Below are 12,509 nucleotides of genomic sequence, written 5' to 3'. Positions count from 1 at the left end.
ACAGCAAACCTCACGAAAAGGAACCGCCGCCATGAACCTTCTGCGCCTTCTTGCGCTCGCAGCGCTGGCCGCAATGCCCGCCTTCGCGCAACAGCCGGCACCCGCCCCTTCGGGCGCCTATGTCTCCGATCCCGCCCATACGAGCCTGACCTGGAAGATCGGCCATTTCGGCCTGTCGAACTATACGGCGCGCTTCACCGGCATTGCCGCCGAACTGGCCTGGAACGCCGAAAATCCGGCGGCCTCGACGCTGACAGCCACGATCGATCCCGCCTCCGTGCGCACCGATTTCCCCCTCCCCGAAGTCGAGGATTTCGACGGCAAGATCGGCAAGGGCGGCGATTTCCTGGCCGGCCAGCCGATCCGCTTCGTCTCCACCGCGATTGCCGTTACCGGCCCGAAGACCGGCAAGGTGACGGGCGACCTCACCTTCCGCGGCCAGACGCATCCGGCCGTGCTCGACGTCACCTTCAACGGCTCGATGGCCGAGCACCCGATGGAAAAGGCCCCGAAGCTCGGCTTTTCCGCAACGGCGACGATCAGGCGCAGCGACTGGGGCCTCGGCATTTATCTGCCGGTGCTGAGCGACGACGTGACCATCCTCATCGAGACCGAGTTCGCGCCGCCGAAGAAGGCCGTGAACTGAGGCCGGGCATCGGCGGCGGGCGGGCCTTGCGGCGCAGGCTTCGCCCGCCCGCGGCCGTCACATCCCCTTGAGGAGCCGGAACGCGATCAGCCACATGACGAAGGCGATGACGGTTTCGAGGATGCGCCAGGCGGCCGGCCGGGCGAAGATCGGCCGCAGCCAGGCCGCGCCATATCCGAGCGTGAAGAAGAACAGGAAGGAGCCGGTCGCAGCCCCCGCCGCAAAGGCCGCCTGATGGCCGGCAAAACGCGTCGAGATCGAGCCGAGCAGGATGACGGTGTCGAGATAGACATGCGGGTTGAGCCAAGTGAGCGCCAGGCACATGGCCATGGTGCGGCCGAAGCCCGCGCCCGCCCCGCCGGCCACGTCCAGCGCGCCGGCGGAGCGCACCGCCGAAAACAGGCTTCTTGCCCCGTACCAGAGCAGGAAGGCCGCCCCGCCGTACCGCATGACCGGATCGAGAAAGGGCATGAGGGCGACCACCTGCGCCAGGCTGGTGACGCCGAGCACGATCAGGACCGCATCCGACAGGGCGCAGGCCAGGCAGACGGAAAACACATATTGCCTGCGCAGCCCCTGGCGCAGGATGAAGGCGTTCTGCGCGCCGATCGCCACGATCAGGCTCAGCCCGGCGGTCATGCCGGTGAAATAGGTCGTAAGGTCCATGATATCAGGGCTTTCCGTCTCTTTGCTCACGCACTCCCTAGACGGATGGCTGACATTAGGCTAATTAATCATCCTTACGTTAATGAAGCGCAGCTTAACTTGATCGACTATCCCGCCCTTCGCGTCCTGCATGCCGTGGTCCAGACCGGAAGTTTCGAAAAGGCCGCAGCCCTGCTCAATGTCACGCCCTCGGCCGTCTCCCAGCGCATCCGCCAGCTGGAAGAGCGCGTCGGCGCCGCCCTCGTGGTGCGCGCAACGCCCTGCACGGCGACGGAAAAGGGCGACTGGCTCTGCCGCCACATGGAAAATGTCGGCATATTGGAAAGCGAGCTGCTGGAGCACCTGCCGGCCCTCAGCGACCGCGACAGTCCTCAAGAGCGCGTCACCCTGCAGATCGCCACCAGCGCCGACAGCCTCGGCACCTGGTTCCTGGAGGCGATGGCGGATTTTTCGAAAAGCTCGAACTACCTGCTCAACATTTCCGTCGACGACCAGGACCACACGGCCGAATGGCTGGAGCGCGGCCGCGTCATCGCCGCCGTCACCAGCATGGAAAAGCCGGTCGCCGGCTGCCGCCGCTATTCGCTCGGCGCGCTGCGCTACCACGCCACCGCCAGCCCGGAATTCGTCCGCCGCCATTTCCCCGACGGCGTGACGAAGGAAGCGCTCGCCCGCGCCCCCTCGCTGACCTTCAACCAGAAGGACCGGCTGCAGGCGGAATGGATCCGCCGCACGCTCGCAACCGAGATCAACGTCCCGACCCACTGGCTGCCCGCCACCCAGGGCTTCCTCGACGCCGCCCTGCTCGGCATGGGCTGGGGCATGAACCCGATCCAGCTCACCCGCGACCACATCGCCGCCGGCCGCCTCGTCGAACTCATCCCCGCCACGCCGCTCGACATCGTCCTCTACTGGCAAATCAGCCGCCTCGCCGCCGACCGGCTGGCGGCCCTGACGCGCACGGTGATCGACGTAGCACGCCGCTCGCTGGTCAGCGCCGACGTGCTGCACCTGCGCCACCGCGCCGGCTGACGGGCAAGGCCACCAACGCATCCTCCCCTCATTGCTGTGACAGGCACAAGAATGAGTTGGTTGGGGCGGGCCTCCGGGCAGGACGGTTGGGAGGGACGGGTGAGGCACGGGAATGGGGTGGTTGGGGTGAGCCTTCCGCCAGAACGGTTGCGCGGACTGGGTGAGGCACCGTTGGGGTGGCGGTGGAAGGGCCGTGTCGGGTGGTGGAGGCTGCGGAAAACCCCCTTGTCGCCATGCCCGACGCCTGCTTTGGGCAGCGACGCTCCCCTCCCCACCTCATCCCTGTGCCTGTCACAGGGATCCAGCCTGCCCAAGTCCTTGGGCAGGAGAGACTCATTTGCCTGCTGCATATGGGAGTCATTCACCGCGCGGACGCGCGGTGGCTGGATTCCTGTGACAGGCACAGGAATGAGGGAGGTTGGGGTGGGCTTTGGGTGAAAACGGGCAAGGTTGAGCGTGTGGCCCTCTCCGCCCGTCGGGCGTCTGACCGAGGTTGGGGTGGGCTTCGGGTGAAAACGGGCAAGGTTGAGCGTGTGGCTCCGCTCCGCGCGTCGGGCGCCTGACCGAGGTTGCGCGGGTCTCAACCCGTCCTTCGGCCCCCAGGGGAGAAAGGGAATCCGCAGAGCCGTCCATGACCCGCTGAAACCCATTCCCCATTCCCTATTCGCTATTCGCCACTCGCTATTCCCTACTCACTACTCACTACTCACTACCCACTACTCACTCCCCCCACCACAAGCCTCAACCAACATCCCAAACAGCCATCCGAGCCCGGCATCCATCATCGCGGCGTGCGGGGCGACGGCGTTCAGGCGGAAGCGTGGCAGGGCAAGCGGCGCGTCCGCGGTCACGAGGCCGAAGCGGGTGGCGTAGAGGGCGGCGAAGCGGCGGGGCACGGCGACCAGCATGTCGCTCTCGCCGGCAATGGCGAGCGCGAACATGAAATTCGGCACCGTCAGCGCCATGCGCCGGCGCAGGCCATGCTGTTCGAGCGCGGTATCGACGAAACCGTGCGGATCGCCGGCGAGCGACACGACGAGGTGCCGCATGCCGACATAGCGCTCCAGCGTCGGCGCCTCGGCAAAGGGGTGGCCGGCGCGCATGGCGATGACGAAATCCTCCTCGTAGAGCGTGACGCAATGGAAGCGCGCCGGAATGTCGTCGGCCGGCATGACGGCAATGTCCATGGCGCGCGATTCCAGCTCGGCAAAGGCGCCGCGCCAGGCCCGCGCCGGCGCGCTCTCGCCCTGTTCCGGCAGCAGCTGGCGGATGCTGATGGCGACCCGCGGCGCAGCCTTTGCCATGAGCGCAAGCAGCGGCGACAGGAAGACGGCCGAAACGCCGTCGGGGGCGCCGAGCGTGAAGCGGCGGCTGGAGCCGGCCGGATCGAAAGGCTCGGCCGTCGCCACCACGCTGCGCACCCTGGCAAGGATATCGGCCACCGGCGGCGCAAGCTCCAGCGCCCGCGCCGTCGCCACCACGCCCTTCGGCGTGCGCACGAAGAGCGGATCGTTGAGCATGCGCCTCAGACGCTGCAGCCCGTGGCTGACGGCGGAGGGCGAAATGTTCAGCCGGTCGGCGGCGCGCCCGACATGGCCCTCCTCGATGACCGCTTCGAACAGCACGAGCAGGTTGAGATCGGCGCGGGAAAGATCAATTTCATTCAGCATATCGCTGAAATCATATCATTGGATTCAGCAGGTGGAAACTGGCATTCCGAAAGCAGCCCGGCCGCAGCGCCGCGCCTCCGCGACCGGACACGAAAGCCAGACACGAAAACCAGACACGCGGGGCCGCAGGTGCGGGAATTTTCGCGCGGCCCGCCCAAGCAGAGGAACACCTGATGTCACCGTCCAGACGAACCCTTCTTGCCGCCGGCGCGACCGGCCTTGCCTCCCTTGCCGCCGGCCTGCGCGAGGCCAGCGCCGACATGCCCGCCGCCGACATGCCCCCCACCGACATGCCCCCGGCCGAGCGGCTGGCCCGCCTTTCCGAAGAGGCCAACGGCGCGCTGCTGCGCGGCGAAGTCGATGCCTACCGGGCGCTGGTGCCGCGCACGCAGGATTTCACCCTCATGTCGCCCTTCGGCGGCACGCCCTCGCACGAGGCGGGTTTTACCGAAAAGACCTGGGAGGGCATGAAGACCTTCTTCCGGAACGGCGTGCTGAAACAGGAACTCGTCGCCGCCTATGCCGGCACGGACATGGTGGCGCTTGCCGTCATCGAGCGCGCCAATGTGGAAGTCGGCGGCCTGCCGGCGCAGGACTGGGCGCTGCGCGTCACCCTCGTCTACCGGCGCGAGCAGGGCCAGTGGCGCCTTGCCCACCGCCACGCCGACCCGATCAGCCACGCCATCACGCTGCAGCAATCGGCGGCCCTGGCGCGCGGGGCGGCCTCCTGATGCGGGCGGCGGGCCGATAGCGGCCCTGCGCCTCGCGCAACCCGGCCATGGCGCAGAAGCGCCATGCGCCGACATGAGCCAAAAGGAGAATCTGAAATCAGAAAACGGAGTTTCCGGTCCTGGCGTCCGTGCCATCCATGGCCTGCCCGCAGATGGCGGGCGACATGAGACAGGATAGACGACATGAACCAGAACTATGCGCTGGCGGCCACACCGGAGGCGATCGTCCCGGCCTTGCTTGCCCACCTCAACTCCCTTGACGTCGAAACGATGCTCGGCTTCTACCACCCGCAGGCCATGATTATCGATGCGGCGGGCCACGAGCACAAAGGCCGCGAGGCCATCGGAGCGGAACTTGAGAAATATTTCTCACTCGGCCTGCAAATGTCGATCACGCAACGCCACCTGTTCGTCGCGGCCGATACGGCCCTTCTCATTCTCGACTGGTCCTATATCGGCACCGCCCGCGATGGTACTGAGGTCAACATGGTGGCAACGGCAACGGATATCGCGCGACGGGGGGACGACGGCTTGTGGCGTTATCTGATCGACAATCCGTTCGGATCGCAGCGCCGGGACCGGCCCTGATGGCACAGGGCACGAATCCCTGCATCGAAGGCCCGTGGCGCGGCGTCGTCACCACCGGCATCTACTGCCGCAATAGCTGCGGCTCCCGCGTGCCCCGCGCGGAGAACCTGCGCCTTTTCCGATCCGCCGAGGAGGCCGAGCGGGCCGGATTTCGCCCCTGCCGCCGCTGCCGGCCGAACGAAGGAAATTTCGAGCAGCGAAACGGCGAGATCATCGCCGAGGCATGCCGGCTGATCGAGGAAGCCGACAGTCCCGCCTCGATATCGGCGCTCGCCCATGCTGTCGGCGTGAGCGAAGGCCATTTTCACCGGCTTTTCCGCAAATATACCGGCCTGACGCCGCGCGCGTACCGGGAGCAGAAGCGGGCGGCGGACGTGCGGGAAAATCTGGTGCGCGGACGCCCCGTGACCGAGGCCTTCTACGACGCGGGCTATGGTTCGAGCGGCCGGTTCTACGCCGTCACCAACAAGTCCCTCGGCATGACGCCGCGCCATTTCAAGGATGGCGGAGCGCAGGAAACGCTGCTTTTCGCCGTCGGGCAGACCTCGCTCGGGGCAATCGTCATCGCCTCCAGCCTGAAAGGCATAGCCGCCATCCTCATCGGCGACGACCCGGAGGCGCTGCTGCGCGACCTGCAGGATCGTTTTCCGAAAGCCACCCTAGTCGGCGGCGATGCCGATTACGAGCGCACGGTCGCCCAGGTCGTCGGCCTGGTCGAAGCGCCGAACCTTTCGAACGATCTGCCGCTCGACATTCGCGGAACCGTCTTCCAGAGGCGCGTATGGCAGGCGCTGCAATCGGTGCCTGCCGGCAGCACGGTCTCCTACGACGAGATCGCAAGGCGGGTCGGACACCCGCGGGCGGTCAATGCGGTCGCCAGCGCCTGCGCCTCCAATCCCCTGGCGGTCGCCATTCCCTGCCACCGCGTCGTCAAGAGCGACGGCACGTTCTTCGGCTACACCTGGGGGCTGGAACGAAAACGGGTGCTGCTGGAGCGCGAATGCGCCGCCGCGCAGGCGACGAAAGCTTCCACATAGGCTGCGCCGCCGGGCGCCCCCGACCTGCCGACCGTGTCTGCGGCCGGTCGCCACAAATTGCCGACGGCGCCAGGCGCCGGCGACGAAACGTCATGACCCATCCTTTACGAAAGGCAAACATATGGCCCGCCTGAACTGGTATGAAATCGCGCCTGATGGCGCAAAGGCATTGCTTGGCGTGCATCACTACGTAACGAGGAACACGGGCCTGCCCGAAGAACTGATCCACCTCGTCTTCCTCCGGGTATCCCAGATCAACGGCTGCGCCCATTGCATCGACACCCACGGCCGCGACCTGCGCAAGACCATGTCGGTCGACAGGATCGCCCTGGTGCCGGTATGGGACGAAGTCCCGCATCTGTTCTCCGACCGGGAGCGCGCCGCCCTTGCCTGGGCCGAGGAAGTGACGCGGCTCAGCGAAACGCACGCCTCCGATGCGGCCTATGCGGCGGCGGCCGCCGCCTTCGGCCCGAAGGACCTCGTCGATCTGACGATCGCCATAGCGGCGATGAACGCCTTCAACCGCCTCGGCGCCCCTTTCCGCCTTCCCGTGGCCGCCAGGGCGGCTTGATCCGGCTCGCACCACGGCGAGGCGACGATGCCGCCTCGCCATTGGCGCGTCAGGCGAACGCCGGCTCGCCCGTGGGCGCGGCGCGGTAGGCTTCGCGGCCGCCGACCCAGGTGCGGCGCACGGCGGGTGCGGAACCTTCGGGCCATTCGACCAGCACGAGATCGGCCCGCTTGCCGGGCTCGATCGCGCCGCGGTCGAAAAGGCCGCTGGCGCGGGCCGGGTTGGCGGAGACGAGCGGCCAGAGCGCGTGCAGCGGCGCCACGCCGTCGGCCTTCAGCCTTGCGAGGCCGAGCAGCATGGCGGGGTAATAATAATCCGAGGCGAGAATGTCGCAGAGGCCTTCGCGGATCATGTCGGCCGCGCCGATCGAGGCGAGATGGCTGCCGCCGCGCGTGGCGTTGGGCGCGCCGAAGACGATGAAATCGCCGGCGTCGCGGGCGGCCCGCGCCACGCGCCGGTTCATCGGGAATTCCGAGATGCGCGCGCCGCGGGCGCGGAAGAAATCGCGCGTTTCGATCTGGCTGTCGTCATGCGAGAGCATCGGCGCGCCGGCAGCCTTTCCAAGCGCCGCCACCTGCTCGATCGCATCGGGCACGTCCGGGCGGCGCGCCCACATGTCGCGCACCAGCGCCACCATGTCGGCCACCGGGATCTTTGCCCGCTTGGCGCGCTCGGCCATCTTCTCGGCGAAGGCCGGCGTTTCCGGATCGACCGTCGGGAAGGCCGGGTCGAGATCGAAGGGCCGCTCCTGCAGCGGCGTCGAGGGATGCAGCATCACCATCGAGGTGTGGTCGTTGAAGGCGACGGACGGCAGGCGCGGGCCGGCCAGCGCCTCGCGGATGAGATCGATCGCCTCGAAGCAGAAGGTCTCCCAGCGCAGCTGCACGCGGTTGTCCACCGTCAGCCGCGGCGCCAGCGCATCGAGCGCGCGCACGATCGCATAGCCGGTTTCGACCGAGCGCAGCCCCGGCTCCCAGCTCAGCGTCAGCGCGTGATAGGCGGTCGCAATACCGTTGGCGGCAAGCTGGCGGTCGGTCTCCAGCAGGGCCGCGGCCACCGGCAGCATGGTGCCGGGGCGCGGCATGACCTGCCGCTCGAAAGCGTCGCCGTGAATATCCACGAAAGCGGGGCCGAGCAGATGGCCGCGTCCGTCGACGACGTCTGCCCCGTCGCGCGCGACGTCGATGCCGCTGATCCGGCCGTCCTCGATGCGCACGGAGGCAATTTCCAGGCGCTCGCCGAACACCACGCTGGCGCCCTCGATGATCACTGCCGGATTGTTCTGCATGGGTCTCGTTCCCGAAAAGGAGTGGCGCGGCGGCGGAATCGGCCGCGGGAGCCGCTTCTAACCAGCCCGCATGACAGATTTGCGACCGTCCTGCCGTTTCGGCCGCATTTGCCCTCGGCCCGGCGGCAGCGGGAGACGGGCGGCGCAATCCGCTTTACGGACACGCCCGCCGGTGGCAGGCTTGGACCGGGCGAGCGGCGGGGAAGACATGGCAAGGCAGGCGGACAGGACGGGGCAGCCACGGCGCAGGCGCGGCAAGGGCGCACCCCTGCCCGCGCTGCTGCAGGGCCGCGACCGCGACGTGGAACTGATCGCCAGCCTGATCGCCCGGATCGATCACGGCGGCTCGACGCTCGTCATCAGCGGCGAACCGGGCATCGGAAAATCCGCACTTCTCGACGAGGCACGGCGCCGGGCCAGGGGGCGCGACCTGACGGTGCTGAGCATGACCGGCGTCCTGGCCGAGGTGCACCTGCCCTTCGCCGCGCTGGAACAGGCGCTGCGCCCGCTGATGCAGGAGGCGGCCAATCTGGTGCCCCGCCAGCGCTCGGCCCTGCTTTCGGCCTTCGGCCTGCATGAGGGCGCGGCCGCGCCCGACATATTCCTGGTGGCGCTCGCGGCCCTCTCGCTGCTGACGGAAAGTGCCGCGCAAAAGCCGATCCTCCTCATTGCCGACGACGCCCAGTGGCTGGACGAGGCGACCTACGAAGTGCTGGCCTTCATCTCGCGCCGGCTCACCTCCGACCCCGTGCTGCTCTTCGTCGGCATGCGCGACGGCTTCGAGCGCCTGTTCGACGACGCGGCCAACCTGCGGCTCCGGCTCTCCGGCCTCGGCGAAGCCGATGCCGGCCGCCTGCTGGATACCCATGCGCCCGGCCTTTCGGCCGAGCTGCGCGGCCGCTTCCTGAAGGAGGCCGCCGGCAATCCGCTTGCCCTCATGGAACTGCCGCGCGACAGGCGGGCGGCCGACATCCGCGATACGACATGGCTGCCGCTGACCGACCGGCTGGAGCGCGCCTTCTCCGCCCGCCTTGCCGATCTTCCCGCCGCAACGCGCATGCTGCTTTTCGTGGCCGCCGAAAACGACACGACCTCGCTGCACGAGATCCTGCGCGCCGGCCGGGCGCTGATCGGTGCCGCCGCCGATGTCGGCGCACTGGCACCCGCCGTTGCCGCCAGGCTGATCGACGTGGACGAAAGCGAGCTGCGCTTCCGCCACCCGCTGGTGCGCTCGGCCATGCATCAGGCGGCGGACCTGGCGACGCGCCAGCGCATCCATGCCGCCCTTGCCGTGATCGTCGAGGCCGAACTCGACCGGCATCTGTGGCATCGCGCGGCGGCGACGATCGGGCCGGACGAAGAACTGGCCGGCGAATATGACGCGATGGCCGGCCGCGCGCTGCGCAAGGGCGCCGTCGCCATGGCGATCGAGGTGCTCGAAAAGGCGGCGGCGCTCAGCGGCACGCCGAAGGCGAGGAGCGACCGTTTCCTGCGCGCCGCCGAGCTTGCCGCCGATCTCGGCCAGCCGGACCTTCTGGAGCGCCTGCTGCGCCAGGCCGATATCGGCGAGCCCGATCCCGTCGCTTCGGCGCGCATCGGCTGGTGCCGCGAGATGGGCCAGCCGCCGATGGTCAGCGACCCCGCCAGGATCCCGAGCCTTGTCGGCCTTGCCGCCACGGCGAGCGCCGCCGGCGCGACCGACCTGGCAGGCAACCTGCTCTGGCGCGCGGCCCAGCGCTGCTGGTGGAGCAATGCCGACGCGGCGGTGCGCAACAGCGTCCTGACGGCGGCCGGCAGCCTCGCCCTGCCCGAGACCGATCCCTGCCTGATCGCCATATCCGCCTATGTCGAGCCGCTGCGGCTCGGCGGCGAAACGGCCGCCCGGCTGCGCCAGCTTGCCGGCACCGGCGGCGGCAATCCGGTCGCCGCCCGCATTCTCGGCAGCACGGCCAATGTCGTCGGCGCCTTCGATCTCGGCGTCAGCTTCCTTGCCCGTTCGGCCGCCGCCCTGCGCGACCAGGGCCGGCTCGGCGATCTCGCCCGCGTGCTCTTTGCCCAGGCCTGGGCGGAAATGGAGGTGGGCGACTGGACGGGCGCGATGCGGGAGGCCGAAGAATCCGTCCGCTTCGCCGAGGATACGGGCGGCACGCTGTGGGTGGCCGCCGCCACGATCGTCAAGGCGCGGCTTTCCGGCATGATGGGCAATCTCGACCAGTCGCAGGCCTATGCCGCGCAGGCCGAGCGGCTGGTCGTTTCCGTCGGCGCGAGCTTCCTTCTCGCCATGCTGCAGACGGCGCGCGGCATCGCCGCCATCGGCGCCGGCCGCCACTGGGAAGCCTACGAGCACCTGCGCCGGCTTTTTGCGCCGGCCGACCCCGCCTTCAATACCGGCATCCAGTTCTTCGGCCTTGCCGATTTCGTCGAGGCCGCCGTCATTTCCGGCCATGCCGAAGAGGCGCAGGCGGTGATCGGGCAGATGGCCGATATTGCCGGCCCCGCGCCGGTGCCTTGGGTCGCGACCATGCTGTGCTACGGCAGGGCGCTGCTGGCCGCCCCCGCCGATGCCGAGCGCTTCTACCGCGAGGGCCTTGGCCCGCCGGCGCGCAGATGGCCCTTCCTGCGCGGGCGCATCCTGCTTGCCTACGGCGCCTGGCTGCGCCGCCAGCGCCGGCCCGCCGACGCGCGCGCGCCGCTGCGCGAGGCGCGCGACATTTTCGACGCGCTGAGCGCCCTGCCCTGGAGCGAGCGCGCCCGCGAGGAGCTGCGCGCTTCCGGCGAGACGAGCCGCCGGCGGACCGAATATGTCTGGGAGAGCCTGACGCCGCAGGAGCTGCATATCGCAGAGCTTGCCGCCGAAGGGCTCTCCAACAAGGAAATCGGCGCAAGGCTCTACCTCTCGCACCGCACGGTCGGCTACCACCTGCACCGCATCTTCGCCAAGACCGGCGTCACCTCCCGCGCCGCCCTGCGCCCCATCCTGGCGGACGCCGCGACACCCGAAGGGTAATAGATCAACCTGTCATCCGACTGGTCATTTGACAGAAGCGGCGGCACCGCGCCCGGCGCTACCAATGGGGCTGCGTGCAACCTTCCCGGAGAAAACGACCGTGAAACTCTTGCCCCTACTCGCAACCCTCAGCCTCGGAGCAACCCTCATGATTCAGCCCGCCCAGGCAGCCCCCGACGCCGCCACCGACCCGCGCATAGACCCCCAGGTCCGCGCCTTCCTGAACGAGATCAACAAGGACCCGAGCCCGTTCTGGGAGCTGCCGCAGCCCAAGCCCCAGGAGATCCTGACCGGGCTTCAGAACATGACGCCGGTCGATACGTCCGGCGTCACCACGACCGAGCAGACCATCACCCAGGACGGCCAGAGCGTGAAGCTCTACATCATGAAGCCCGAGCATGTGACCGGCAAACCCGGCGTGCTGCTCTTCATCCATGGCGGCGTATGGATCGTCGGCAATTTCGACAACCACAAGCGCCTGCTGCGCGATCTCGTGGTCGGCTCCGGCCAGGTCGGCGTCTTCGTCGAATATACCTCGCTTCCCGAGGCGCGTTTCCCGACCCAGCTCGACCAGTCCTACGCCGCGCTGAAATGGGTGGCGGCCCATGCCGGCGAATTCGGCGCCGACGGCAGCCGCATCGCGGTGGCCGGCAATTCGGTCGGCGGCAACATGGCGGCGGCGCTGGCGCTGATGGCCAAGGACCGCAACGGCCCGAAGATCAGCTTCCAGGCCCTTCTCATTCCCGCGACGGATGCCAGCGTCGATACCGGCTCCTACCATGACTATGGCGAGCAGCGCTTCCTCGCCCGCGCCTTCATGAAATACGGCTGGGATCTCTACGCGCCCGACGCGAAGACCCGCGACAACCCCTATGTCTCGCCGCTGCGCGCCAGCCTCGACCAGCTGAAGGGCCTGCCGCCGGCCCTCGTCATCACCGCCGAGAACGACCCGCTGCGCGACGAGGGCGAGGCCTATGCGCGCAAGCTGAAGGAGGCCGGCGTCAGCGTGGCGGCTGCCCGCTACAACGGCACGATCCACGATTTCGTGCTCCTGAACGCGATCCGCAACGTGCCTTCCACCGAAGCGGCGATCGAGCAGATCAACGACAACCTGCGCCGCTATCTGGCGCCCGCGGCGCACTGAACCCCGCGGCGGCGCGCGCGCGTCCCACGCGCCGCGCCGCCTGTCCGGCGCCGCAAGGATCAAATCTTTGAATGGCAGCCATCGGCGCGGGGCGATTGGTCGCAGGCCGCGACTCTGATAGCCAGGGCC

Annotated in this window: 11 protein-coding genes; 8 read left to right on the top strand and 3 right to left on the bottom strand. The window is 68.5% G+C overall.

The window, feature by feature from the left end:
* Positions 1-31: 31 nt before the first annotated feature.
* Positions 32-646: a YceI family protein gene (locus ACU8HS_RS19565; RefSeq protein WP_447015000.1), complete on the top strand. Its 615-nt coding sequence runs from the start codon at positions 32-34 to the stop codon at positions 644-646.
* Between the two features lie 57 nt (positions 647-703).
* Here ACU8HS_RS19565 and ACU8HS_RS19560 read toward each other — a convergent pair whose 3' ends face one another.
* Positions 704-1,312 (bottom strand): LysE/ArgO family amino acid transporter, encoded by a 609-nt coding sequence (locus ACU8HS_RS19560; RefSeq protein WP_447015925.1) that lies wholly within the window; start codon positions 1,310-1,312, stop codon positions 704-706.
* A gap of 99 nt (positions 1,313-1,411) precedes the next feature.
* Between ACU8HS_RS19560 and ACU8HS_RS19555 the strand changes: the two genes are divergently transcribed.
* The gene (locus ACU8HS_RS19555; protein ID WP_112758666.1) at positions 1,412-2,344 is read left to right on the top strand and encodes a LysR family transcriptional regulator ArgP; all 933 of its coding nucleotides are present in this window, start codon (positions 1,412-1,414) and stop codon (positions 2,342-2,344) included.
* 716 nt (positions 2,345-3,060) lie between these two features.
* Here the strand turns inward: ACU8HS_RS19555 and ACU8HS_RS19550 are convergent.
* The gene (locus tag ACU8HS_RS19550; protein WP_447014999.1) at positions 3,061-4,014 is read right to left on the bottom strand and encodes a LysR family transcriptional regulator; all 954 of its coding nucleotides are present in this window, start codon (positions 4,012-4,014) and stop codon (positions 3,061-3,063) included.
* Between the two features lie 173 nt (positions 4,015-4,187).
* On the opposite strand from ACU8HS_RS19550, the gene ACU8HS_RS19545 reads away from it, so the two are divergent.
* From ACU8HS_RS19545 to ACU8HS_RS19530, 4 genes are all read left to right on the top strand, one after another.
* A complete protein-coding gene (locus ACU8HS_RS19545) occupies positions 4,188-4,745 on the top strand; it encodes a nuclear transport factor 2 family protein (protein WP_447014998.1) in 558 nt (185 codons plus the stop codon).
* A 183-nt stretch (positions 4,746-4,928) separates the two neighbouring features.
* A complete protein-coding gene (locus tag ACU8HS_RS19540) occupies positions 4,929-5,333 on the top strand; it encodes a nuclear transport factor 2 family protein (RefSeq protein ID WP_112705192.1) in 405 nt (134 codons plus the stop codon).
* Entirely contained in the window at positions 5,333-6,370 is a 1,038-nt protein-coding gene (ada, locus tag ACU8HS_RS19535; RefSeq protein WP_447014997.1) for a bifunctional DNA-binding transcriptional regulator/O6-methylguanine-DNA methyltransferase Ada, read from the top strand. Before ACU8HS_RS19540 ends, ada begins: the two co-directional genes overlap by 1 nt.
* Before the next feature lie 121 nt (positions 6,371-6,491).
* Complete coding sequence (locus ACU8HS_RS19530) at positions 6,492-6,941, top strand: carboxymuconolactone decarboxylase family protein (RefSeq protein ID WP_112758658.1); 450 nt, start codon at positions 6,492-6,494, stop codon at positions 6,939-6,941.
* Between the two features lie 49 nt (positions 6,942-6,990).
* Here the strand turns inward: ACU8HS_RS19530 and ACU8HS_RS19525 are convergent, their stop codons facing one another.
* Positions 6,991-8,229, bottom strand: a complete 1,239-nt coding sequence (locus ACU8HS_RS19525) for an alpha-D-ribose 1-methylphosphonate 5-triphosphate diphosphatase (RefSeq protein WP_447014996.1) — start codon at positions 8,227-8,229, stop codon at positions 6,991-6,993.
* A 208-nt stretch (positions 8,230-8,437) separates the two neighbouring features.
* On the opposite strand from ACU8HS_RS19525, the gene ACU8HS_RS19520 reads away from it, so the two are divergent.
* Both ACU8HS_RS19520 and ACU8HS_RS19515 read left to right on the top strand, forming a co-directional pair.
* Complete coding sequence (locus ACU8HS_RS19520) at positions 8,438-11,236, top strand: ATP-binding protein (RefSeq protein ID WP_447014995.1); 2,799 nt, start codon at positions 8,438-8,440, stop codon at positions 11,234-11,236.
* Between the two features lie 148 nt (positions 11,237-11,384).
* Positions 11,385-12,380: an alpha/beta hydrolase gene (locus ACU8HS_RS19515; protein ID WP_447014994.1), complete on the top strand. Its 996-nt coding sequence runs from the start codon at positions 11,385-11,387 to the stop codon at positions 12,378-12,380.
* The last annotated feature ends 129 nt before the right edge of the window (positions 12,381-12,509 follow it).

The sequence above is a fragment of the Rhizobium sp. KDH_Rht_773_N genome (assembly GCF_052946295.1).
This window is presented reverse-complemented; position numbering and strand designations above follow the sequence as displayed.

Coding starts and splice junctions, on each gene's coding strand:
- ACU8HS_RS19565 (WP_447015000.1), top strand. CDS start 32: ATGAACCTTCTGCGCCTTCTTGCGCTCGCAGCGCTGGCCGCAATGCCC.
- ACU8HS_RS19560 (WP_447015925.1), bottom strand. CDS start 1,312: ATGGACCTTACGACCTATTTCACCGGCATGACCGCCGGGCTGAGCCTG.
- ACU8HS_RS19550 (WP_447014999.1), bottom strand. CDS start 4,014: ATGCTGAATGAAATTGATCTTTCCCGCGCCGATCTCAACCTGCTCGTG.
- ACU8HS_RS19545 (WP_447014998.1), top strand. CDS start 4,188: ATGTCACCGTCCAGACGAACCCTTCTTGCCGCCGGCGCGACCGGCCTT.
- ACU8HS_RS19540 (WP_112705192.1), top strand. CDS start 4,929: ATGAACCAGAACTATGCGCTGGCGGCCACACCGGAGGCGATCGTCCCG.
- ada (WP_447014997.1), top strand. CDS start 5,333: ATGGCACAGGGCACGAATCCCTGCATCGAAGGCCCGTGGCGCGGCGTC.
- ACU8HS_RS19530 (WP_112758658.1), top strand. CDS start 6,492: ATGGCCCGCCTGAACTGGTATGAAATCGCGCCTGATGGCGCAAAGGCA.
- ACU8HS_RS19525 (WP_447014996.1), bottom strand. CDS start 8,229: ATGCAGAACAATCCGGCAGTGATCATCGAGGGCGCCAGCGTGGTGTTC.
- ACU8HS_RS19520 (WP_447014995.1), top strand. CDS start 8,438: ATGGCAAGGCAGGCGGACAGGACGGGGCAGCCACGGCGCAGGCGCGGC.
- ACU8HS_RS19515 (WP_447014994.1), top strand. CDS start 11,385: ATGATTCAGCCCGCCCAGGCAGCCCCCGACGCCGCCACCGACCCGCGC.